Origin of the sequence: Paraburkholderia sp. RL17-383-BIF-A, assembly GCF_046028015.1 — a bacterium.
Classification (GTDB): domain Bacteria; phylum Pseudomonadota; class Gammaproteobacteria; order Burkholderiales; family Burkholderiaceae; genus Paraburkholderia.
Genome location: NZ_JARESR010000015.1, coordinates 13781 through 37360 on the forward strand (window position 1 = coordinate 13781; position 23580 = coordinate 37360).

24 protein-coding genes are annotated in these 23580 nt (G+C 61.6%); 11 read left to right on the plus strand and 13 right to left on the minus strand.

Going from position 1 to position 23580, the window contains the following annotated elements:
- Nucleotides 1-226: 226 nt before the first annotated feature.
- The 5 genes from P0D71_RS18385 (at nt 227) to P0D71_RS18405 (ending at nt 4783) form a co-directional block, all read left to right on the plus strand.
- Nucleotides 227-985 carry an SDR family oxidoreductase gene (locus tag P0D71_RS18385; protein WP_408481422.1) on the plus strand — a complete coding sequence of 253 codons (759 nt, stop codon included), beginning with the start codon at nt 227-229 and terminating at the stop codon, nt 983-985.
- Between the two features lie 51 nt (nt 986-1036).
- Nucleotides 1037-2350, plus strand: a complete 1314-nt coding sequence (locus tag P0D71_RS18390) for an MFS transporter (RefSeq protein ID WP_408481424.1) — start codon at nt 1037-1039, stop codon at nt 2348-2350.
- A gap of 26 nt (nt 2351-2376) precedes the next feature.
- Complete coding sequence (locus P0D71_RS18395) at nt 2377-2769, plus strand: VOC family protein (RefSeq protein ID WP_408185560.1); 393 nt, start codon at nt 2377-2379, stop codon at nt 2767-2769.
- A gap of 107 nt (nt 2770-2876) precedes the next feature.
- A complete protein-coding gene (locus tag P0D71_RS18400; protein ID WP_408481426.1) occupies nt 2877-4121 on the plus strand; it encodes a citrate/2-methylcitrate synthase in 1245 nt (414 codons plus the stop codon).
- A 299-nt stretch (nt 4122-4420) separates the two neighbouring features.
- A complete protein-coding gene (locus P0D71_RS18405) occupies nt 4421-4783 on the plus strand; it encodes a translation initiation factor Sui1 (RefSeq protein ID WP_091794050.1) in 363 nt (120 codons plus the stop codon).
- 138 nt (nt 4784-4921) lie between these two features.
- On the opposite strand, the gene P0D71_RS18410 is transcribed toward P0D71_RS18405, so the two are convergent.
- The gene (locus P0D71_RS18410; protein ID WP_408481428.1) at nt 4922-6229 is read right to left on the minus strand and encodes an MFS transporter; all 1308 of its coding nucleotides are present in this window, start codon (nt 6227-6229) and stop codon (nt 4922-4924) included.
- 230 nt (nt 6230-6459) lie between these two features.
- Nucleotides 6460-7203, minus strand: a complete 744-nt coding sequence (locus P0D71_RS18415; RefSeq protein WP_091794046.1) for a GntR family transcriptional regulator — start codon at nt 7201-7203, stop codon at nt 6460-6462.
- 143 nt (nt 7204-7346) lie between these two features.
- On the opposite strand from P0D71_RS18415, the gene P0D71_RS18420 reads away from it, so the two are divergent.
- The 3 genes from P0D71_RS18420 to P0D71_RS18430 all read left to right on the plus strand — a co-directional run bounded on the left by P0D71_RS18420 (nt 7347) and on the right by P0D71_RS18430 (nt 10166).
- A complete protein-coding gene (locus P0D71_RS18420) occupies nt 7347-8651 on the plus strand; it encodes an MFS transporter (RefSeq protein WP_408481430.1) in 1305 nt (434 codons plus the stop codon).
- The gene (locus P0D71_RS18425) at nt 8648-9538 is read left to right on the plus strand and encodes an amidohydrolase family protein (RefSeq protein ID WP_408481432.1); all 891 of its coding nucleotides are present in this window, start codon (nt 8648-8650) and stop codon (nt 9536-9538) included. The genes P0D71_RS18420 and P0D71_RS18425 overlap by 4 nt, the downstream gene beginning before the upstream one ends.
- Nucleotides 9539-9761: 223 nt before the next feature.
- Entirely contained in the window at nt 9762-10166 is a 405-nt protein-coding gene (locus tag P0D71_RS18430) for a hypothetical protein (protein WP_408481434.1), read from the plus strand.
- Nucleotides 10167-10230: 64 nt separating this feature from the next.
- Here P0D71_RS18430 and P0D71_RS18435 read toward each other — a convergent pair whose 3' ends face one another.
- Nucleotides 10231-10872, minus strand: a complete 642-nt coding sequence (locus tag P0D71_RS18435) for a DUF1109 domain-containing protein (RefSeq protein ID WP_408481436.1) — start codon at nt 10870-10872, stop codon at nt 10231-10233.
- The gene (locus P0D71_RS18440; protein ID WP_408481438.1) at nt 10869-11441 is read right to left on the minus strand and encodes a sigma-70 family RNA polymerase sigma factor; all 573 of its coding nucleotides are present in this window, start codon (nt 11439-11441) and stop codon (nt 10869-10871) included. Before P0D71_RS18440 ends, P0D71_RS18435 begins: the two co-directional genes overlap by 4 nt.
- 263 nt (nt 11442-11704) lie before the next feature.
- On the opposite strand from P0D71_RS18440, the gene P0D71_RS18445 reads away from it, so the two are divergent.
- The 3 genes from P0D71_RS18445 to P0D71_RS18455 all read left to right on the plus strand — a co-directional run bounded on the left by P0D71_RS18445 (nt 11705) and on the right by P0D71_RS18455 (nt 13445).
- Nucleotides 11705-11956, plus strand: coding sequence for a pentapeptide MXKDX repeat protein (locus tag P0D71_RS18445; RefSeq protein WP_408185568.1), 252 nt, complete (start codon nt 11705-11707; stop codon nt 11954-11956).
- Between the two features lie 70 nt (nt 11957-12026).
- Nucleotides 12027-12653, plus strand: coding sequence for a cytochrome b/b6 domain-containing protein (locus P0D71_RS18450; protein WP_091800502.1), 627 nt, complete (start codon nt 12027-12029; stop codon nt 12651-12653).
- A gap of 15 nt (nt 12654-12668) precedes the next feature.
- Nucleotides 12669-13445: a molybdopterin-dependent oxidoreductase gene (locus P0D71_RS18455; protein ID WP_408481440.1), complete on the plus strand. Its 777-nt coding sequence runs from the start codon at nt 12669-12671 to the stop codon at nt 13443-13445.
- Between the two features lie 25 nt (nt 13446-13470).
- On the opposite strand, the gene P0D71_RS18460 is transcribed toward P0D71_RS18455, so the two are convergent.
- From P0D71_RS18460 to P0D71_RS18500, 9 genes are all read right to left on the minus strand, one after another.
- Nucleotides 13471-14808, minus strand: a complete 1338-nt coding sequence (locus P0D71_RS18460) for an LLM class flavin-dependent oxidoreductase (protein WP_408481442.1) — start codon at nt 14806-14808, stop codon at nt 13471-13473.
- Nucleotides 14809-14898: 90 nt separating this feature from the next.
- The gene (locus tag P0D71_RS18465; protein WP_408481444.1) at nt 14899-16236 is read right to left on the minus strand and encodes an LLM class flavin-dependent oxidoreductase; all 1338 of its coding nucleotides are present in this window, start codon (nt 16234-16236) and stop codon (nt 14899-14901) included.
- Between the two features lie 357 nt (nt 16237-16593).
- On the minus strand, nt 16594-17130 hold the full coding sequence (locus tag P0D71_RS18470) for a hemerythrin domain-containing protein (protein ID WP_408298289.1): 537 nt from the start codon (nt 17128-17130) through the stop codon (nt 16594-16596).
- A 45-nt stretch (nt 17131-17175) separates the two neighbouring features.
- Complete coding sequence (locus P0D71_RS18475) at nt 17176-17859, minus strand: hypothetical protein (protein WP_408481446.1); 684 nt, start codon at nt 17857-17859, stop codon at nt 17176-17178.
- Nucleotides 17856-19262, minus strand: coding sequence for a selenium-binding protein SBP56-related protein (locus tag P0D71_RS18480; RefSeq protein WP_408481448.1), 1407 nt, complete (start codon nt 19260-19262; stop codon nt 17856-17858). The genes P0D71_RS18475 and P0D71_RS18480 overlap by 4 nt, the downstream gene beginning before the upstream one ends.
- 302 nt (nt 19263-19564) lie before the next feature.
- A complete protein-coding gene (locus P0D71_RS18485; RefSeq protein WP_091794022.1) occupies nt 19565-20443 on the minus strand; it encodes an ABC transporter permease in 879 nt (292 codons plus the stop codon).
- A complete protein-coding gene (locus P0D71_RS18490) occupies nt 20440-21270 on the minus strand; it encodes an ABC transporter ATP-binding protein (RefSeq protein WP_408351159.1) in 831 nt (276 codons plus the stop codon). Before P0D71_RS18490 ends, P0D71_RS18485 begins: the two co-directional genes overlap by 4 nt.
- Before the next feature lie 70 nt (nt 21271-21340).
- Nucleotides 21341-22393, minus strand: a complete 1053-nt coding sequence (locus tag P0D71_RS18495) for an ABC transporter substrate-binding protein (RefSeq protein WP_408481451.1) — start codon at nt 22391-22393, stop codon at nt 21341-21343.
- Nucleotides 22394-22442: 49 nt separating this feature from the next.
- The gene (locus P0D71_RS18500; RefSeq protein WP_408481453.1) at nt 22443-23351 is read right to left on the minus strand and encodes a TauD/TfdA dioxygenase family protein; all 909 of its coding nucleotides are present in this window, start codon (nt 23349-23351) and stop codon (nt 22443-22445) included.
- Nucleotides 23352-23580 lie beyond the last annotated feature (229 nt).

Sequence of the window (23580 nt, forward strand, 5' to 3'; positions counted from 1 at the left end):
ATGATGAGCCCCCTATTCGCCCCGGTGCGCGCTGCATGCCCCGATCCCTTTCCTTTCGCGCCCCTTGTCTGTCCCGCCACACTCAACGCCCGTATCAGGAAAACCCTGGTGCGATCCCCATCGGCAAAGCGCTCAGATGTTGATTCAATGAATCAAGATTGCTCGACGCATGGCACGAATGCAACTCTGCACCCCATGTTCAATTGACCTGTCGAGAGGAAGTGAAATGCCTGCATCGAAGAAATTTGCAGCCGTGACGGGCGCCGGCTCCGGCATCGGCCGCTCCGCCGCCATGGCGCTCGCCCACGCCGGATTCGCCGTCGCGCTCCTCGGGCGCAGAGCGGAACCGCTGCTGGAGACGAACGAGGCAATCGGCATCGCCGGTGGGCAAGCGCATGTGTTCCAGACCGACGTCGCCAACGCAGCCTCGGTCGAGCGCGCGTTTTCGCAGATCGCCGAGACATTCGGCCGCCTCGACGTGCTCTTCAACAACGCGGGGCGCAACGCGGGCGCCGTCCCGCTGGAAGACTACGAGGTCGAATTCTGGAACGATGTCGTCGCCACCAATCTGACCGGCGTGTTCCTGTGCGCTCGCGCCGCTTATCGCTTGATGAAAGCGCAATCCCCGCAAGGCGGACGAATCATCAACAATGGATCGATCTCGGCGCACTCGCCGCGGCCGCATACCATCGCCTATACGGCGACCAAGCATGCGATCACCGGCATTACCAAATCGATTGCGCTGGACGGACGAGCGTTCAACATCGCCTGCAGTCAGATCGATATCGGCAATGCGGCCACCTCGCTCACGGAACGCATGAACCGCGGCGTACTGCAAGCGGACGGACGACTGGCGCCGGAAGCAAGAATGGACGTGACGCACGTTGCGAATGCCGTAGTGCACATGGCCAGTCTTCCGCTCGAAGCCAATGTGCTCAACATGACCATCATGGCGAGCGCCATGCCGTTCGTCGGCCGCGGATAGATCGCCCTTTCGCCAATAAAAAAACAACAGGCTAATGTTATGGAGACACCGATGAAAGTCATAGAGGAAAAAACCTTGCCGCCGCGAAACGCGGCCTTCGCGGATACCGCGAAACGCTCCAGAATCCGGTATGTCGTGCTCTCGATGTTGCTCGTGGCCACTATCCTCAACTACGTGGACCGCTCGGCGCTGGGCATCGTTGCACCGGGCCTCTCGAAGGGGCTCGGGCTCGACAGGATGCAAATGGGCGAACTGTTCGCGGCATTCGGCCTCGCCTATTCCATTGCTCTCGTGCCCGGCGGCGTGCTGACCGACGTTCTGGGCTCGCGCATTGCCTATGCGCTGTCTCTCGTCGGCTGGTCTTTCGCCACGCTGACGCAGGGTCTCGCGAGCGGTTATCACATGCTGCTCGGCTCGCGGCTCGCGATCGGCGCACTGGAGGCGCCCGCCTTCCCTTCGAACGCACGCGCCGTGACGCTGTGGTTTCCCGCGCGGGAGCGCGGCTTCGCAACCAGCGTCTACGTCATGGGCCAATACATCGGCACGCCCTTGTTTACCGGCTTGTTGCTGTGGATCTCCGCCGCGTACGGCTGGCGCGCGGTGTTTTTCGTGACGGGAGGCTTCGGCATTCTGTTCAGCCTTCTCTGGTACCGGGTGTATCGCGATCCGCATCGGCACGCGAGCGTGAATGCCGCCGAGCTGCAGTACATCAATGACGGCGCGACGACGCACAAGGCACGCGAAAAATTCGACTGGCGCATGGCGCTCAAGCTGCTCAGCTACCGGCAGATTCTCGCCATCTGTCTTGGCAAGTTCTGCAATAACACCTTGCTGGTCTTCTTCACCACGTGGTTCATGACCTATCTGATCGAAGCGCGCCACATGTCGATGATCAAGGTCGGGATCTTCCAGGCGCTGCCTTTCATTGGCGCGACGCTCGGCATTCTCCTTGCCGGCTCCCTGTCGGATTTCTTCATCCGGCGCGGGGTGTCGATTTCCACGGCGCGCAAGACGCCGCTTATCGTCGGCACGCTGCTCGGCGCTTCGATCGTGCTCGTCAATTTCGTCGAGTCGAACGAGGCCGTGATCGCGATCCTGACGATTGCGTTCTTCGCGCAGGGCGTGGGATCGATGTCGTGGGCCGCCGTCTCCGAAATCGCGCCCCGGCAGTACGTGGGACTGACGAGCAGCATCACCAGTCTCGCGGCCAATATCGCGGGTGTTACCACGCCGCTCATGATCGGCTATATCACCCACCACACCGGCCACTTCTACTGGGCTCTGAACCTGATGGGCGCGATCTGCCTGCTCGGCGCGTTCTCATACTCCGTGCTGCTGGGGAAGCTGTCCCGCATCGAACTGTGACGCTTTCGACTATCCAGGGAAATCGAATGATTGAATTCAAGTGGGATCATCTGCAACTGTGCTCGGCAGACGCCGAAGCGACCGCCGCATGGTTTGCGCGCTGTCTGAACGCTGAAATCGTGCGACGTCCGGGACGCGTGGATTTGCGCATCGGCAGCATCAATCTTTTCATCACGCCGCTGGCGAACGCGCAAGCCGGCCGGCTTCCTCAGGGCGAGCAAAGACAGGGCATCGATCATTTCGGTGTGGTGGTGGACGATCTCGACGCCGCGTTCGAGCATCTGTTGCGCTGTGACGCGGAAATCGTCGCGCCGGTCAAGCAGGTTCGCGCCGGCGTCCGAGCCTGCTTCGTACGAGCGCCGGGCGACATTCTCGTCGAGATTCTGGAGCGACGACCCGCCGAGATGACTTTCACCTGAAAAAACGTCACTATTGACGCTGGATTGGTCGCGCTCATAGGCAACGCGCGACCAGCATCGTAACGCCTCTTCTGCCGCGTTGTGCTGCATCACTTGCCTGTCATCCCATGCGAAACTGGATAACTCTGACTGAAGCGGCCCGACAACTCGGCGTGCAGGCGCAGACTGTCTACGCGTACGTCAGTCGAGGCACCATTGCGGTCATGCCGGACCCGCATGACCCGCGCAAGAGCCTTTATCGTGCGGAGGACGTCGCCGGTCTGTGCCGCAAAAAGCAGGTGGGACGTAAGCGCGAGGCGCTCGCCGCCGGAATGATATTCGGTGCGGAGCCCTGCATTTACAGCGGCATCACCACGTTCTCAAAAGGTCGGCCGTACTACCGGGGACGCGATAGCATCCGGCTCGCGGACACGGCGACGCTCGAGGAAGTGGCGGCCATTCTCTGGAATGCGCGCGCGCCTGTTTCGTTCGAAGCCGGTGGTCTGCCGCTGCAGGGCGACGAGCGTGGCAGGCAATGCGCGTTCACTTCGCTGGCGGCACTCGCGGCCAGCGGGCACTCGACCATCGGACGCACGGACAGCGCACTGCATGTCGAAGCCGGCCGGCTCGTGGCGCTCATCGCGCAAGCGTTTGGCGCGCGTGGTGACGCGCATGCACTTGGGACACATGAGCGGCTCGCGCTCGGTTGGGGCCAGGACCGCGATGCCGCCGAACTCATCCGCCGTGCGATGGTTCTCGTGGCCGATCACGAGATAACGAGTTCGGCGTTCGCCGCCAGAATTACCGCCTCCACCGGCGCATCGCTGCCGGGATGCCTGCTCACGGGACTCGCGACCTTATCAGGCCCACTGCATGGCGACGCGTCGGGCCGCGTGCGGGCCGTGTTCGACGACGTTGGACGACTCGGCGCGGAACACGTCGTTGCTCATCACTTGCAGTCGGCCATTCCGATACCGGGCTTTGGACATCATCTCTATCCGGACGGCGATCCGCGAGCGGCCGCCTTGCTCGAAGTGTTGAATCCACCTAGGGAACTCGTCTCGTTCATCGACAAGGTGGTCGAGCTGACCGGACTCCAGCCGAATATCGACGTTGCGCTCGCGGCTCTTGCTGCCCAGTTGGCGTTGCCACGCGATACGTCGTTCGCGTTGTTCGCAACGGCCCGCAGCGTGGGATTGCTCGCCCATTGTATCGAGCAGTTGCGGGTGGGCAAGGTCATACGGCCACGAAGCCGCTATACCGGGCGCGCGCTGGAAGACGCCAGCCCGCCGCTGCCTGCCGAAGGCGCCGAGAAGGCACTCGATCCGGCCACGCTCGACAAGAATCGGCTGTTCAAGGCGGTCGATTCCTGAGAAGGCTGATCGATCAATCGCTTGCGTCATGCATCTGATCGAACCGTCCTGTGCGCGGCGGCCCACGGCGCGCTTAAAGATCACGCCCCTTGCCATTCGACTTCGATTGCGGACAGCATGGCAGATAGCGGCCGTGGGAAAGCTGGTTGAATGAGTTCAACGCACTGCTCTTTCGCGGCCCACCCCTCGCACTATCCGCAAGCTCCGAGCGACCTCACCAGGCCTTAGTCGGCTACTGAAGCACACCTGCTAAACTCGCCCCGATTCCCGACTTATAAGCGTCTTCGAGTAAGCCAATCATGAAGAGTAGTTCAAAAGGCGGCCTTGTCTATTCCACCGACGGCGGGCGGATGTGCCCCGAGTGCAGGCGCCCGCTCGCGGACTGTGTCTGCAAGGCAGTGGCCGCGACATCGCAGGCGGGTGACGGTGCGGTGCGAGTGTCTCGCGAGACCAAGGGCCGCGGAGGCAAGAGCGTGACACTCATAAGAGGGCTGGCGCTCGAGCCGCTCGCTTTGGCGTTGCTAGCCAAGCAGCTGCGCACGGTCTGCGGTTCTGGCGGGACGGTCAAGGACGGCGTGATTGAAGTGCAAGGCGATCATTGCGAGCGGGTCATTGAGGCACTCAAAAAGCACGGCCATAACGCTAAGCGGGCCGGGGGTTAATCGCTTCAACGAGCGACGGCGCGATGAGATCAATCGGCCGCTCGCGGCTATCGAGCGGCCATCGAATCCGCCCAGGCGAGCGTCTCGAAGTGGCCGAATCTCAGTCCGAGGCTACTGCATCGAGCGGCAGCGATTCAATCAAAGCGAAACCGTTGAAGATGCAAGCGCCGCCTTGCGATGCCCACCCACTACCGATGCAATGGCGGTCCCAATTGCGAGAGCCAACAGGCATGCTGTCGGAACAAGCATTGGTGCAACGTGGCTATTACTGACTTTGCCAACGTACGGCATCAGGTTCTGTCCGAAGAACCCGCCAAGATTGCCGATGCAGTTGATAGCCGCAACGCTTGCTGCGGCGCGGGCGCCGGAAAAGAAACGCGGGGGCAGCGACCAGAAGCAAGGGTACAGCAGAGGAATACAGGCGCCGCCCAAACACAGCGCAATAAAGCGCAACGGCACGGTCGGCAATACGAGGCTGGAAGCAAAGCATACGACGCCGATGCCTGCCACCACGACCATTGCTTTTAGCACCACCTGCTCACGCTTGAGTTTCCCGGGAAGCCAAAGCAGAAGAAGTGTCGCGAGTGCCCACGGAATCATGTTGAGCAGGCCGTTGACGCTCGAAGAAACGCCCCAGCTCTTGACCAACGTAGGCATCCAGTACGTGACACCGTACAGCGACGTCGACATCATCATGTAGGTCGCGGCAAACATAAGCACCTTCGGGTCGAGCAATGCGGCCCATGGCCGTGACTCTTTTGCCTCGGGGGACGCTTCGCGCTCGAGCGCCGCGATCACCATGTCCTGTTCATCCCGGGAGAGAAAGGTCGCTTGCTTGACTGAGCTCGGCAGAAACTTCAGTGCTACGAACGCAATCAGTATTGCCGGAATGCCGGTCGCGAGGAAGACCCATTGCCAACCAGCCAGTCCCAGTGTCCCACCCAAGGAAAGCAGCATGCCTCCAACCAGCGAACCTAACATGTTCGCGAGCGAACTGCCGAGTGTGAACAGCCCGAGCACGCGCGTCCGGTAGCTCTGAGGAAACCACTGCGTCAGATAGTAAATGACACCTGGATAGAACCCGGCCTCTGCAACACCCAGTGCGAACCGGAATGAATAAAACACCGGCAGCGACTTCGTGAACGCCATTAACACCGTAATGACGCCCCACGTAATCATGATGCGCGCAAGCCAGGTGCGGGCGCCGAAACGATGTAATGCCAGAGTGCTGGGCACCTCGAACAGGAGGTAGCCGATGAAAAACAGCGAGGCGCCCAACCCGTAGGCGGCTTCCGTCATGCCGAGCGCCTGAACCATTTCCAGTTTCGCGAAACCGACATTCTGCCGGTCGATGAATGCGATGAGAAACATGACGATGAGCAAGGGCATCAGCCGCCATGCCATTTTCCTCATTACCTGCTGCTCGCGTATAACCGCCGTAGACATGTTCGCTCCAAAGGTCCATGCCCGCTGCCGTGACTGGCGTTTCGCAGAGCGCCCGGTCAAACGAAAACAAGCAAATTTATATAGTCATATATATGTTTGTATGTTTTGCGCTGGTCTGCAATGAGGTATAACCCGGACGGACGGGCGTACGAACGCACACGGCGCTGCTGTTTCAGCAGGCCGCCTGCCTATGTTCGTATGTTCGGAGCGGAAAGAAGGAAGTCGCGCTGTCAGCGAATGTCGACCTGATACTGGAAGGCTGACGCAGCACCACGCGTGGTACGCCATTCAATAGGCGTCCCGGCAAAATCGGATGCCACACGGTGCACGAGAATGACCGGGCTGCCAACATCGATACGCAAGAGCGCTGCATCGGCTTCTGTGGCCTGCTCGACATTCAGAATTTCCCTGGCCGATGCCACGATTTGCCGGCAGAGCCGCTCGTAAAGCGGATACAGCAAGTCTTCGAAATCGCCGAGGGGGAGTGTCGCCAGCCCTTCGAAACGGCTTCGAGGCAGCCATATTTCTTCCGACAAGACCGGTTGCCCGTCAATCAGCCGTACTCTTGAGAGATGAACCGCCTTCTCGGTCGCTTTCATTCGCAACGTGGAGCGAATCCCCTCGTCCGGCTTGACGACTTCGCGGCGGAGCACTTTTGCTGTCGGTCGGACCGGTTTGCCGTCAACCGACTTGAACCGGAAGAAGCGGAACAACGACGAATCAAAGCGAGGACGCCGCACGAAGGTTCCCTTCCCCTGAGTGCGGGTGAGCACGCCGTCGGCCACCAGCAAATCAATCGCCTTGCGAAGGGTTCCGGTCGACACGGCATAGAACTGACTGAGCTCCGCCTCGGTGGCGATCGCCTTTTCGGGCTCCCACTCGCCCTCCGCAATGCGACGCACCAGGTCGTCGCGCAGTTGCTGGTATCGGGGCAACCGACCGTCTGGCGTGCCCGAGAACGATTGCGTATCCATGATTCATCTAGTTGTTCACAGGAATGGTCACTTTACAACAACTCGTGAAGACGAGGGTAAGTCCTCAATGACATTTTCGTGGACGACTCTAGACTACACATATAGTCATATACATGAATATATGAATTCAAGTGGAGACAGCGATGCTCACGTGGTACAAACAAGGGACACCCCTCGAACGCAGCACCTTCTGGGGTTGTTTCGCCGGCTGGGGCCTCGATGCCCTCGACGTGCAGATGTTCACCCTGGCAATCCCCGCCATCATTGCAGCCTACGGCATCGACCACACACAGGCGGGCGCCATCAGCGGAGTGACCTTGGTGTCGTCGGCGCTGGGCGGCTGGCTGGCGGGCGCCTTGTCCGACAGGATCGGTCGGGTTCGGACGCTGCAGATTACGATCCTCTGGTTTGCAAGTTTCACCTTCCTATGTGCGTTTGCCCAAAGTTTTCCCCAGTTGCTGGTCCTGAAGGCACTCCAGGGTTTTGGGTTCGGCGGGGAGTGGGCAGCCGGCGCAGTGCTGATGGCGGAGACCATCCGTTCCGAACACCGCGGCAAGGCCATGGGGGCCGTGCAGAGCGCGTGGGCTGTTGGTTGGGCCGGTGCCGTGCTTCTGTATGCAGCAGCGTTTTCATGGCTACCGTCGGACACCGCGTGGCGTGTCATGTTCGGGGTCGGTCTGCTACCGGCACTCCTCGTTCTTTACGTTCGCCGCAATCTCCGCGAACCGGCGCGCATCGCCCCGACTACTGCTGAGCCGTCCGTTTCAGTTTGGGCACAGGTCGCACAAGTATTTCAGCCACGCGTCATCAAGACCACGGTGGTAGGCGCGATTCTCGGTACAGGTGCTCACGGTGGGTACTACGCCATCATGACCTGGCTGCCGACCTTCCTCTCAAAGGAAAGACATCTGTCGGTCCTGAACACGGGTGGATACCTCGCCGTCGTCATCGTTGCCTTCTGGTGCGGCTGCATGGCGAGCGCCTATCTGCTCGACCGGATTGGCCGCCGCCGCAACATCGCCTTCTTCGCCTTTGCGTGCATTGTCACGGTCCTGGCTTACGTCATGCTTCCGTTGAGCAACACGGAGATGCTCATCCTGGGTTTTCCGCTCGGCTTCTTTGCCGCCGGCATTCCGGCCAGTCTGGGTGCGCTCTTCAACGAACTCTATCCGGCAGACATGCGCGGCACGGGCGTCGGCTTCTGCTACAACTTTGGGCGGATCGCCTCGGCAGGTTTTCCTGTGCTGGTCGGGTACATGAGTCATTCGATGTCGCTCGGAGCAGCGATTGGTATCGACGCGGCCATTGCGTATGGGCTGGCGATGGTTGCCGTGTTGGCGCTTCCCGAAACGCGCGGCAGGCGCTTGCGGCCGACTGGCGTCGAGCAGTCTTCACAGCCGGTCGCCGATGCCGAGTTTGCGCTTGAACATCCCCGGAGCCAGCGATGACTCAGGCACCACCCATTGCGCGGCGAGTCCTGCCGCGCGTCGACACGCACGCGCACGTGTTTGCAAGAACACTGCCGCTCGCGGACGGACGGCGCTACGCACCCGGCTATGACGCAACCCTGGACGCTTACCGGAAGCTTCTGGACGCGAGCGACATTGGACATGCCGTGCTGGTCCAGCCAAGTTTTCTCGGTACCGACAACAGCTATCTTTTACAGGCGTTGACCACGGAACGGATCCGGCTGCGCGGGGTGGCGGTCGTTTCCCCCGATATTTCGGAAGACGAACTGGCGCAACTGAACGCCGATGGCATTACCGGCGTGCGCCTCAACCTTGTGGGGCAGACGCTCCCCGACATCGGCGCGGCGCGCTACGCGACGTTATGGCGGCGGTTATCAAAACTCGGCTGGCATGTCGAGTTGCATAGGCAGGCGTCGGACCTGGCGCCACTCATCACCACTTTGCTGGATGCGGGCTTGCCGGTCGTCGTCGACCATTTTGGCCGCCCTGCCCTGGATAGCGGTACCAGCGACCGGGGGTTCAAGGACCTGTTGGAGCTTGGCTCTTCGGGTCGTGTATGGGTCAAGATTTCGGGCGCTTACCGTTGCGCGAAACCCGGCTCGAATTTCATGCGCGAAGCCACGGACCAACTGATCGACGCATTTGGCGCCGAACGCCTGATGTGGGGCAGTGACTGGCCACACACGCAGTTTGAACACGCGACAGACTACAGCCAGACACTTTCCGCGTTGCTGGACTTACGTCTTGCGCCCTCGCTCGTCGATGCAATCCTGTGCTCAACTGCGCATTCGTTTTATGGGTTCGATAAAGAGCCCGTGTCGACCGACCGGAATCCGCTCTGCCGAGTCGCAAGCTATCGCGCATAAGGATGGGCAAGCCCCCCGCTCTTGCCCACGCGTCGACGCGCCGTTCACGATGGAACCAGCGCGACACCCGCACAGCAAATTGACGTGACCGCGTGGCTCAGCCCGCGGTCGGTTTGCGACGTTTTGTCTGCGAATGCGAACCTTGCCAGCTCGCTTCGTCGAGGAGACGATCGAACAGCCGGTCGCGAGTCGAATCCTCCAGCGGCGAGAGTCCCAACAGAGAGTGAAACGCGAGACCCCTATCGCCTCGGACGACACTACAGGGAGGCGCTCGGCCAAGGCTCCGGCGCGGCGGCCAGGGCGCTGCTGCATCAACTGGTCGCCCAGGGTCTGCGCGGACAGTTGCGTCCTGACCGGCCAGCGCTATGTGGCGCTGGACTTCTTCCCGCACGCGCCCGCTGTCAGCATCGATACACGTGGTATGCGGGTCGAACTGCCGACCGTGCCCAATACCGTCGAGGAAGACAATGCGGCAAACGCCACGCTGCAGCAGAACTCGCCGATGCACACCGACATTCGTGAGGCGTTGACCGAGTTGCGCCGCACAGTTGCCGCGCTGAAGGCGCTGTCGGATTACCTGGAACAGCATCCAGGATCTGTCGTGTGGGGTAAATCGGCGGACCACTAACGTGGCTTCGAGGCCCGCCCAGGAATCCGCGTACGAGAGTTTGCGTGGAATCAACCGGATCCAACTACCAGCGCAACAACCGCGGCCCGAGCACTGCGCCAACGACCGCCGGCAACAACATTCCGAGCACATACCACACACCCCAGAATGGAATGCCCATCTCCGGGCAATGCAGGCAGTACGCCAGCGTCGCCGTCGAACCCGCCAGCAAACCGCCCGCCGCGCCCGTCAAAGCGAGCCGGGTCGGCGCCAGTCCTTTGAGCGCCCAGAACACCGCGATAAAGCCGGGAATCGACAGCATCGCGATATTGAACGGACACACGCGCCAGGTTTTGCCGAGCACGACTGCGAGCCTTGCTTCGCCCGGTGCGACCATCAATACATAGGCACCGGCCAGCCAGACCGCCGCGACGGGCGCGGCGATCAGCCAACTGCTGCCGCCCGTGCGTACGCCGGGACGGGCAAGCCGCGTCGACATCCACAGCGAGCCGATCATCACACATAAGGGCAACGCGATCTTCGCCCAGAAAATCGGCGTAACCGCCACTTCAGCGAGGTCGCGCCGGATGCCGAGCACCACCGCCATGATCAGCGTGGCGCCGGCCGCGCCGATCAGCACCGCGGCGCCGAAGCGTTTCGTGAGCGCGCGGCGGTCCACCGGCGTGACGCCAGTGGCAAGCAGGGAAATGAAGTCATCCGTTTTCATCGTGTTCCTCGAATCTTTGCAGCCAATGCCTTGAGTCCACGATGTACGCCAATCTTGACCGCGGACTCCGACAAGCCGGTCAATTTCGCGGTCTCCGTCACGGACAGCCCTTCGAGCTTCACATGCACGATCGGCAGCCGCTGGCGATCCGGTAACTGTTCGAGCAGTTTCCCAAGGTCGCGCTTTGCCTGCGCCGGTTCGAGATCGGGCGCGGCGAGCAGCTCGAACGCGTCGTCGAGCGGATCATTCAGCGCGTCGTGCCGGGCGCGCGCCCGAAAGTAATCCGTCAGCTTGTAGCGCGCGATCGCGTGAATCCATGCCGTCAGCGGTTCCTCGACGCGATAGGTATGCCGGGCGTTATGCACCGCAAGCAATACTTCCTGCACGAGATCCTCGGCGTCGGACGCGCCATCGTAAAGCCGCCTGCGCAGGAAGCCGCGCAAGTGCGCGCCAAGTTCCATAAGGAATTGCCGGTACGCGGCGCCGTCGCCGTCCAGCCCACGCTGGAAAAGGGTTCGCAGGTGCGCCTCTTTCGCCTGCGCGGCGGTGATATCCGTAGTTCGATTCATCTGGGGCGTCGGTTACAGGAAACAGGAGTTTATTCCATCGTCCCGCGCAATGGAGGTCGCAAGCACGTTGCCCCCCTCCTTCACCCGTTCAGCAAAAAATTTTGCGCCTGCTGTAACCGCGTCGGGACACCCGGCGAACTACCTCACAGATGCGGGATGACGACGCATCGGTAGTTGCCGGAAAGCAGATTCACTTCATACACATGGGCCCCGTACGCCGCCTAGGCGATACCGGCCTCATCAACAACACTCAAGGAGTTGTCATGAAAAGCATTGCAATTGCAGCATTTGCCGCAGCGTTGCTCGTCAGCGGTGGTTCGGCGTTCGCCCAGGCGAGCGGCGCCATGTCCGGTGATTCGATGTCGAAGGACGCCATGAGCAAAGACTCGATGGCCAAGAGCACCATGTCCAAAGATTCGATGAGCAAGGACGCGATGGCCAAAGACTCGATGAGCAAGGACGGCAGCAAGATGAAACCCGACGCGATGAAGAAAGGCGACGCGATGAGCAAGTAAGTCCCCCAAGGTGCATTCGCGGCATCTCTGCGGCGAATGCACCTTCGAATTCTCATGGCGCTCATTCAACATGAACACGATCCCCAAATCCGGCGCATCGCACGACGCATTGCGCACGATCCAACCCGCGTGGGTGCGTATCGCGCACTGGCTCAACGCGTTGGCCGCTGTGCTGATGATGCTGTCGGGCTGGCGAATCTACGACGCGTCGCCGGTATTCGAAGGTTTCAGGATTCCGACGGGCATCACGCTCGGCGGCTGGCTCGGCGGTGCGTTGCAGTGGCACTTCGCGGCCATGTGGCTGCTGTTCTTCAACGCCCTCTTCTATCTGGCGATGAACCTTGCAACCGGACGGCTCAGATCGAAATTTTTCCCGCTGTCGCCGCGCGCGATCCTGCACGATCTCGGCGAAGCGCTGAGAGGACATCTATCGCACGCGGACCCGAGCCGCTATAACGCGGTGCAGAAGTTCGCATACCTGTTCGTGATGCTCGACATCGCTCTCCTGATCGTATCGGGCCTCGCGATCTGGAAATCGGTGCAGTTTCCGCTACTGCGCGACCTGATGGGCGGATACGACCGTGCGCGTGTCGTTCACTTCTGCGCGATGGCGCTGCTGGCCGGCTTTATCGTCGTCCACCTGACGATGGTCGCGCTGGTGCCGCGCTCGCTGCTCACTATGATTCGTGGCCGCTAACCGAGGAGTAAGACAGTGAAGCTATTCAAACCTTCCTCGCTGGGCGTGGATCGCGAGTCGCTCAGTATCGACGTGCGTCGTGAGCTCGATATGCCGTCACGGCGACTCTTCGGCAAGCGCATCATCACGCTCGGCGGGCTCGCGATGCTGACCGGATGCAGCCTGTCGGACGACAAATCGGTCGAGACGTTTCTGGCGCGCGTGTCGAAGCTCAACGACAGCGTGCAGGGCTGGCTGTTCGATCCGAACCGTCTCGCGCCGACCTACACGGAGGCGGACATCACCCGTCCGTTTCCCTTTAACGCGTTCTATGGCATCGGCGAGGTTCCGCACGTCAACGGCAGCGACTTCCGGTTGAAGGTCAGTGGCCTCGTGCAGGAAAGAAAAGCATGGAGCCTCGACGATCTCTACGCCTTGCCGAAAGCGGAACAGATCACGCGGCATATCTGCGTCGAAGGATGGAGCGCGATCGGCCGGTGGGGCGGCACACCGTTTTCGGAGTTCCTCAAACGCGTCGGCGCCGATACGTCGGCGAAATACGTCGGCTTCAAATGCGCGGACGACTACTACGAAAGCATCGATATGCCGACGGCGCTTCATCCGCAGACACTATTGACCTTTACGTACGACGGTCAGCAATTGCCTGCGAAGTACGGCTATCCGATGAAGCTCAGGATGCCCACCAAACTCGGTTACAAGAACCCCAAGCACATCATGGAGATTTTCGTGACCAACACGTTTCCGGGCGGCTATTGGGTCGATCAGGGCTATAACTGGTTCGGCGGTTCCTGAACGGCGGCCTGGGTTCGCCAACGGGCTAACGTGAGAGGCGAGAGCCCGGAAAGAAACGGTTTTCCGGTCGCGGCAAGCCCAGATTTTCGCGCAGCGTGGCGCCTTCGTATTCGCGCCGGAACAGCCCCCGCTTCTGCAACTCGGGGATGACCTTGTCGACGAAGTCGTCGAGCCCACCCGGCAGATACGGAAACATCACATTGAATCCGTCGGAGCCCTCTTCCACCAGCCACTGCTCCATCTGATCGGCGATCATGGCGGGCGTGCCGACCATCTCCAGCCCTGCATATCCGCCAATGCGCTGCGCCAGTTGACGAATCGTCAGCCCGTCGCGCTCCGCCCATTCGAGCACGCGTTGGCGCGCAGTCCGGCTCGCATTCGTTTCGGGAATGTCGGGCAGCGGCCCGTCCGGATCGAAGCCCGACACGTCGTGTCCCAATGCAATCGACAATGAAGCAATGCCGCTCTCGTAATGAACGAACGTGTCGAGTCGCGCTCGCGTTTCGAGCGCCTCGTCCAGCGTATCGCCCACCACGACAAAGGCGGCGGGAAGGATCTTCATATGATCGCGTGGCCGCCCCAGTTTCTCCATGCGGCCTTTGACATCGGCATAAAAGCGCTTTCCGTCCGCCAGTTGCGTTTGCGCGGTGAAGACCACTTCGGCCGTTTCGGCCGCGATCTGCCGCCCTGCTTCCGACGATCCCGCCTGCACGATAACGGGCCAACCCTGCACAGGGCGCGCGATATTCAACGGCCCGCGCACGGAGAAGTGCTCGCTTTTGTAGTTCAGCACATGCAGCTTTTGCGGATCGAAGAATGTGCCGGTTTCCGTATCGCGGATAAACGCGTCGTCGGCCCAACTGTCCCAGAGTCCGGTGACCACATCGAAGAACTCACGCGCGCGGCGGTAGCGCTCGTCATGTTCGACATGCTCGTCGAGGCCGAAGTTGAGCGCGGCGTCGGGGTTCGACGTGGTCACGAGATTCCATCCCGCGCGGCCGCCGCTGATGTGGTCGAGCGAGGCAAAACGCCTTGCCACATGATAAGGCGCGTCGAATGTCGTGGATGCGGTCGCAATGAGCCCCAGCCGCTCGGTAACCGCGGCGAGCGCGGGAAGCAAGGAGAGCGGTTCGAACGACGTGACCGTGTGGCTGTGCTTGAGTGCATCGAGCGGCATGTTGAGCACCGCGAGGTGGTCAGCCATGAAGAATGCGTCGAAGCGGCCGCGCTCGAGCGTCTGCGCGAAACGCTTCAGATGCGCGAAATTGAAGTTGGCGTCGGGATAAGCGCCGGGGTAGCGCCATGCCCCGGTGTGAATGGTCGTGGGGCGCATGAATGCGCCGAGGCGAAGCTGACGTGACATAAAACGATCTCCGTCCCGAACAAGGTCGAGCCAGTTTAATCCGGCTTCGGCGCGGCTGCTCGCAAGCCGCCGGCGCCGTTGCGCCAGCCGCTATCCGACGCGATGCGCCGGGCGTCGCAAGCCGAGATTCTCGCGCAGTGTGCGGCCTTCGTAGTCCTCGCGGAACAGGCCGCGTCGCCGCAGTTCGGGCAGCACCAGTTCGACGAAATCGGTCAAGCCGGTGGGCAGCAACGGCGGCATCACGTTGAAGCCGTCGGCGCCGTAGTTCAGGAAGCGCTCTTCGAGTTGATCGACGATCTGCGCCGGGGTGCCGACGAGTTGCCAATGGCCACGCGCCCCCGCCACTCGCAAATAGAGTTGACGTATCGTCAGATTCTCGCGGCGAGCGAGTTCGATGGTCAGCGCTTGCCGGCTCTTGCTGGCATTCGTCTCGGGCAGCTCCGGGATCGGACCGTCGAGCGGATACTCGGACAGATCGAAGCCGCCGGTAAGTCCGGACACGAGCGCGAGCCCCACCTTCGGGTCGACGAGCGACTGCAACTGCTCGAACTTCTGTTTCGCTTCGTCTTCGGTGCGGCCGACAATCGGGAACACGCCGGGCATGATCTTCAGGTCGTCGGGATGACGGCCATAGGTCTGCATGCGGCCCTTCACATCGGCGTAAAAATCGACGGCGTCCTGCAACGTCTGCTGCGCCGTGAAAATCACTTCGGCGGTTTTTGCGGCCAGATCGCGACCGGCTTCGGACGACCCTGCCTGCACGACGACCGGATGCCCTTGAGGCGAACGGGCGACATTGAGCGGCCCCCTGACCTGGAAGAAACGTCCCTTGTGATCCAGCACATGCCGCTTGGCCGGGTCGAAGAAGCGGCCTTCGGCCTTGTTGCGAACAAAGGCGTCATCCTCCCAGCTATCCCACAGCCCCGCGGTGACTTCGGCGAACTCGGCGGCACGCGCGTAGCGCTCGGCATGATCGAAATGTTTGTCGCGATTGAAGTTCTTCGCCTCGTGCTCACTCGACGAAGTCACCAGATTCCAGCCCGCACGCCCTCCGCTGATGTGATCGAGCGACGCGAACTTGCGGGCAATGTGATACGGCTCGTTGAAACTCGTCGAGGCCGTGCCGACCAGGCCGATGCGTTCGGTCACGGCCGCCAGCGCAGAGAGCAAGGTGATCGGTTCGAACTGCGCCACGTAGCTATGCGCCGTGCGGCTAAGAAAGTCGACGTTGTCACCGCGTGTTCCCACGCCGTCGGCGAGAAAGACCAGATCGAATTTGGCGGCCTCCGCAGCCTTGGCGAGCTGGACGTAATGACGGAAATCGACGCTGGCGTCGGCTCGCGCCTCGGGATGCCGCCACGCCGCAATGTGATGTCCGGAGGGGTAAAGGAAGGCGCCGAGGCGCAGGTGCCCGCTACGTCTGCTCATGGAAGTCCGCGATTCGAGAATGAATAGGGAGGCGCTGCGCCTGCCGGCCGTAAGTTGAGCGCGCGCTGCTTCGCCTGTGTCCGTCGAAAGGACAACGCGGCATTCTGCCGGCGCTGGCAGGCGAAGGCATGCCAACCGGTTGCATTCTCGATGTGTTCGCCGCATTGCGCCACGAACAAATCGGCAGATCCATATTCGTCAGCGAACTAACGGAAACGCTTGTGGACGTGTAGCGTACGGAACCTCGAGCGCACCCGCGAAAAAATAGGTCACGCACCGCGTTGCGCTAGCAGCGCAGCCTACGCCACGTGTTCCTGCGTCTGCTGCGCTGCGTGATATGCCCTCAACTCATCAGACTCAAATCGCGGCAGTCTTGTCACCCACCGCTTTACTGCCGACCGCATCCAGCTTGCTCTGCAATTCGGCTTTGCGTTTTGCCATCTTCTCGCCCAGCGAGCGGAGATTGCAATTCGACTTGCGCAGTTCCGGAAACAGCTCCTGTTCCTCTTCCTCCACATGATGCCCCACCATCTCACTCATCACTTTGAAGGTCGCATCGAAGCCCTTGTCGCCGGCCTTCAGCGTTTCGAACTTTGCAATCAGGGTTTTGACGAGAAAGTGTTCGATGTATGCCTCTTCCACGTCGATCTTGTCACTGGCGGGCAGCGCGGCCTGCGCGGCGGGATAAAGCAGTTCCTCTTCGAGCATCGTGTGGATGGATAACTCTTCGCAGGCGCGCTGCGCAAGGGTGGCCTTCGCGTCCAGATCGTCGTCCGCGGTTTTTTTGAACGCCGTGAACAGTTTTTCGACTGCCCGGTGATCAGCCTCCAGAAGCTCGATGGCATCATGCGGCACTGCTTCTGTCGCCGCCTTGTCCTGTTTCGTCGATTGCATCTTGCGCTCCTCGTTCATGGGTAAGAACGATTCGTGGCGCAAGCGTCATGCCTGACGACTAAAGACCTCAGCGGCATTCATGGCCAGGGAGAGCACGCCGACCAGCACCAGACTCACCGCCCAGACGATGTCCAGATTGAACCAGCTCCGCGACACGAACTTGAGCCCCAGATAGCGATAAACCAGCCACGCCAGCAGCCCGCCGACCACCATCATCGCGCCGGCATGCACACCCGCGACCAGCAGCGCCATGCCCAGGTTGGCCTCGATCAGTGTCTGCGCCGCCCGGTGGCCTTGATCGTCGTAGGCGTGGCAAAGTCCGAGGTAGATCGGCACGAGCATCAGCCCGGCGCCGTGCGCCATGGCAATCGCGAAAGACCAGAGCGCGAGGCGCGACGGGGGAATCCGCACGAGGACGCGCGGATGGCGTCGCCAGACAAGCAGAAATCCGCCGAAGCCGATAACGAGCACACTGGCGCCGATCTGGATCTGGCGCTGCCAGGCAAGCAGCGTCGTCAGCATGGCGAACGGCAGCATCACCAGCAACACCGCCAGCATGTGCCCCGCCGCGAGATACAGGAGCGCGCGGAACAGCGCCTGCGCGCGTTTTTCCATCAGGCCGCCCGACACCGCGAGCGGCCAACCCATCGCGGGATTGATGCCGTGATAGAAACCGCTCGCGAGAATCGCCAGCCAAAGGCCGGTCTGCGACCAGCCTGCGCCGATCAAACGCCCACCGACGGGTAACAGAACGAATCGGTCGAGCAGTCCCCTCCCTCGAGCCGTATCTGATGCGCCCGGTAGCCATCGGGAAAGTCCACCCAATAGTCGTCGGCCAAAGTAAGGCCGCCCGTGGGCTCCACCCGCGCCATGACCTGTGCCCCGGGCACGCCGTCCGGGTAGAACTGGTTGTCCCAGGTCGAATAGAGCGAGTTGGTCCAGTAGACACGCTTGCCGTCGCGGCTGATCTCGACCATTTGCGGTCCACCCGCGAAGGTCTTGCCGCTTGGATGAGGCGTACGCCGCACAATCCCGCCAATGTGAACCGAACCCGTAAGCTTCGGCTTGCGCGGTTCCGTCACGTCGTACTGGCGCAACTCGCCCGTTCCCCAGCAGGCCACGTAGAGGAATTTGTCGTCGATGGAAAGATCGATATCGGTGACGAGCGGCGGCACCGCGCCGAACCCCTGCAGCAAGGGTGGCAGCAGTTCCGTGGCCGCCGGCTCGGGTGCAATGGTCGCGGTCTTTTCGATGTGAAACTCGCCACCCTCCCGCCACCAGGTCCAGATCGACCCTTCCAGATTCGTCGTATCGACCACGACGCCGATAAAGCCGTATTCCCGGCTCGGATCGTGCGCGGGACGCACTTCGAGCGCCATCTGATGGTTTGCGCCGAGGTCGATGGTCTGCACGTTGCGCCTGCCGCTCAGGTCCCAGAAATGGATGCGGTGCCCGTACTTGTTCGACAGCAGGTCTTCGGGAACAATGCCGTTCTCGAATTGCGGCGGCAATGCCCATTCGCTCGACACCATATAGTCGCGCGGCAGGTTCCACCAGAAATCGTAGTGTTTCTCCTGCAATCCGCGGTCGATCTCCCAGCGGCCGAGCACCTCGAACGTTTCGCAGTCCATGATGAAAATGCCCGGCGGCCCGTCGGTGCCATCTTTGCCTGCACCGCCGAGGGTGCTGATGTAGATGCCTTCGGGCCCGCAATGGACGGTATGCGGACGCGAATAGCCCGTCTTGCGGAAGATTTCTTCCGGCTCGATGATCTTATGAATGCGCGCCTGGGTTGGATGCGGGTGCGTGTCGACAATGTAAATGCGCGAAGAACGCATACCCGGAATGATCAGGTAGCGCCGTTCGAGGAACGCGTGTCCGGTCAGCGGCGACAGTGCCGACGAACAGGCATTCCAGCCGAAGTGATGGAATTCGTCGCCCTTATACGGCACCGGCACCGTGTGCACCACCTGGCTATAGGTCGGCGAACCGGGTTTCACGTCGATGACGGCAAGCGCGTCGGGCTGCGAAAAATCGGGGCTGAGCAGGACGGTGTAGGCGTATTCCTCAACCGGCGCATCCATCGCGAGTTGTGGTGATGCATGGAATGTGGGATCCGGACGCATACCCATGGCGGAAGTCTCCTTGTCTGTCTGGTTCGGGACCGAGGCGCCCGGCGTCCGCCTGCTTTGGCGAGTCCGCGCGACTCGTTACGAAACATCGTTATCAATGAGATGCGCGGCCCGATGGCAGGCCGTGGCATAGCTTTAGATTTGTAGTCCACGGCGGCAGCGAGAGCAACCGGAAGTTTCGCCCATTTTTGTGCACTGCGCCGTTGCCGTACCGAAGGGTCCTTCCGCCCTATTCTGGTCGCCAAAGCCAAATAGTTCTACAGGATCATCGCACGGGCGTTAGTGTGGCCCTAGGTATGCCGTTAGTGCTGCACGCCCCAGCGCCGAACGGTCACGCGTTCGAGCGTGTCGAATACCAGGTGTTCGATCAGCAAGCCGATCACGATCACCGCGGCGAGTCCCGCGAAAACGCGGTCCGTGTACAGCTCGTTGCGATTCTGGAAGATGTACCAGCCAAGGCCGCCACTGCCGGAACTCGCGCCGAACACGAGTTCGGCCGCGATCAGCGTCCGCCACGCAAAGGCCCAACCCACCCGCAAGCCCGCCAGAATCGCCGGCAATGCCGCCGGCACCAGAATCAGCAGCACATGGCGCATGCCGGTGAGCCCGTAGTTGCGGCCCGTCATGCGCAGCGTCGCCGGCACGGATTGAAAACCGGAATAGGTGTTCAGCGCCAGCGGCCAGAGTACCGAATGAACCAGCACGAACAGCAGGCTGCCGGTGCCGAGGCCAAACCACAGCAACGCGAGCGGCAACAGCGCAATGGAAGGCAACGGGTTGAACATCGCCGTCAGCATCGACAGGAGATCGCGGCCCAACCGCGTGGATACGGCAAGCGAGGTCAGCACGAAAGCGAGCGCGGCGCCCAGCAGATAGCCGCGCAGCAGCACCGACATCGACACGGCCGTTTTTTGCAGCAGTTCGCCGGACCACACGCCCTGCACGAATGCGCTGAAAGTCGCGCCGAAAGTAGGCAAGAGCAGATCGTTGTCGATCGCGCGCGCGGCGATTTCCCAGATGCCGATCAACACCAGCGCGATCAGCGTCTTGCGCAGCCAGCTTTGCGCGAAGATGCGCTTACCGAGCGGCAGCGGGGCTTCGAGAACGAGTTCGCCGAGTGGTTCGAGCGGACGCTCGTATTCCTCGCGAACCGGCGGCAGCAAGGTGGCGGGAGAACTCATTGCACGGCCTCCGTCTCTTCAAACAGCAGGTGATGAATACGCGCCACGCTGCGCTGGAAATCGCTGCGTCCAAAACTGTCCTGAGAATACTGATGACTGTTGAGCTCCGCGCGTACTCGCCCCGGATGCGGCGACAGCAACAGAATACGGTTGCCGACTACGAGCGCCTCTTCGATGGAATGCGTGACGAACAGCAGCGTAAAGTTCACCTCCTCCCACAGCCGCAATAGCTCTTCCTGCATCTTGCGTCGCGTGAGCGCGTCGAGCGCGGCGAAAGGCTCGTCCATCAGCAGCACGCGCGGCTGCATGGCCAGCGCACGGGCAATGGCGACGCGCTGTTTCATGCCGCCCGACAAGGTATGCGGATACGCGTTGGCAAAGGAAGCCAGCCCGACCTTCTCCAGATAATGCAGCGCGCGCTCGTGGGCTTCTGCCCGCGAAAGCTTCTTCGCAACACGCAGCGGAAAAGCCACGTTCTGCACAACCGTCTTCCACGGCGGCAGTTGATCGAACTCCTGAAACACCACGATACGATCGGCGCCGGGGCCTCGCACGATCTGGCCATCGAGCGAGATACTGCCGGAGGTCGGTTCGATAAAGCCGGCGACGGCTTTGAGCAGGGTCGACTTACCGCAGCCCGACGGCCCCAGCAGCACGAAGCGGTCGCCGCCGTAGACGTCGAAACTCACGTCGTGGGTCGCGCGAACGATCCGCTCGCGTGTGCGGTATTCGAGGTTGACGCGCTCGACCGCGAGCAGTTTTTCGCTGGTCGCCGCAGCGACCTGCTCACCATGGTTCGGAAACAGCAAGGTAGGATTGGCCACCATCAGATCGCTCCCTGTAAGCCGACCACGCGGGCCGATAGAAATCGGGCGAAGCTCGGGTAGGTGTTCACGCTCAGCTTCCCGCCGCGGTTGCCGGGTCGTCGAAGAAGTAATCCTTCCACGACTGCGGGTTGTTCCTGATCACGCCCACGCGATGCATGAATTGCGCGAGTCCGAGCGTGTTTTGCGGTGCGACCTTGTATTGCACCTGCGGATCCTTGATAACCTTCAGCAATAGCGCGCGGTCGATCTTCGACTGATTCATGCGGATATAGATATCGGCTGCGGCATCCGGATTAGCCGTCACGAAACGTGCCGCGTCCGCCAGTGCGTCGACGAATGCGCGATAGGTCTTGGGGTTGTTGTCGCGGAATTTTTCCGTTGCGTAGAGCACAGTCGCCGAACTCGGTCCGCCCAGCACGTCGTATGAATTCAGCACGATGTGCGCCTTCGGATTACCGGCGAGTTCCTGCTCCTGAAACGGCGGATTACCGAAGTGACCGGTGATTTCGGTGCCGCCGGCGATGATCGCGGCGGCCGCGTCGGGATGCGGCAGCGCCTGCGTGAACTTGTCGAGCCGGTTGTAATCCTTGTCGCCCCAGCGTTTCGCCGCCGCATATTGCAACACGCGCGATTGCACCGACACATTCACGGCGGGCACCGCGATGCGATCCTTTTCGGTGAAGTCGGCGATCGTCTTGACGTTGGGATTGTTGCTGACGAGGTAGTACGGCAGATTGCCGAGCGAGGCCACGCCTTTCACGTTCTGCTTGCCGTGCGTGCGGTCCCAGATGGTCAGCAAGGGACCGACACCGGCACCGGCGATATCCACCGCGCCGGAGAGCAGTGCGTCGTTGACCGCTGCGCCGCCGGAGAGCTTCACCCAGTCGACCTTGATATCGATCCCCTGCTTACGCCCTTCTTTCTCGACGAACTGCTGGTCACGCGCCACGTTCAGCAGCAGGTAGACGATGCCGAACTGTTCAGCCACGCGAATCTGCCCTTCGGCATGCGCGGGCACGCTCGCGCCGAGACCGGCCACGCCCGTCGACAAGGTCAGCAGCGCCGCGGTCAGACGGCGAGCAAAAGACGACCGCGCGGCGGTCGGGCGAAACATGGCGAGCATCGGAACTCCGGTGAGCGTGTGAGAGTGGTGAAAACGGGCCACGTTGCCCTCAGAACGGCACGTCGCCTTCAATTGTCGTGCGGTACAGTTTGCGGCGCAGATGATCCGGCGTGCCGGCCGCGAGGTGCATCAACGAGCGGTTGTCCCAGAACACCATGTCGTGTTCGGCCCACTGATGCCGATACAGATGCTCGGGGCGCACGCTATGCGCGAACAGTTCGTCGAGCAACGACTTGCTCTCGTCTTCCGGCAGGCCGATCACGCGGGTGGTGAAATGCTCGCTGACAAAGAGCGCCTTGCGTCCGGTTTCCGGATGCGTGCGCACGACCGGATGCACCACCGGCTTCACCTGGGCGATCTGCTCGGCGGAGAGGTTCGGGCGCCACGGGCTGCGCTTTTGCAGCTCGGCGTATTTCGCGAGATACGTGTGTTCCGCCGAACGCCCTTCCACGGCGGCGCGCAAATGCGCCGGCAACGTGTCCCACGCCAGATGCATGTTGGCGAACAACGTGTCGCCGCCTTCCGAAGGCAGCTCCTGCGCGTGCAGCAGTGAACCGAGGCTCGGCTTCTCCTTGTAGGACAGGTCGGAATGCCAGTAATGGCCGGCGTCGCCGAGACCGATCGGCTGGCCGTTTTCGACAATGTTGGAGACGACCAGCACCTCCGGATGGCCCGGTAACTGGAACTGGTGCAGCACGTGGATCTGCAGCGGACCGAAGCGGCGGCTGAAAGCAATCTGCTGATCCGGCGTAATGCGTTGATCGCGGAACACCAGTACGTGATGATCCAGATGCGCGCGGTGAATGCGGTCGAAATCCTCCTGACCCAGCGGCTTGCCGAGATCGAGGCCGAGCACTTCCGCGCCGACGGGGCCGTCGAACGCGCGGATCTCGATGTGCTGAGTCGGGTGAACATGGCCAGCAATGCTGGCGGCGGTAGGTGCAAAGGCGGTCGTCACAGGACACTCGTCGTCGAATCGGGTCGGAAGACGCCCGCGAGGGCGCAGTCAGACGAATTTACCGGCGCACGCGCGCGCCGGCAACGAAGCAAATCCGATACGGATATCTGCTGGAGTGATAAAGCCGATGCTTTAACGCATTCCGGCCGTGAAGCGACCACCGGCACCGCATGCGGTCGCCCGTCCCCGCGCACGTGCGCGGGCGTTCGGCACGGCCGGCCCGCACGTT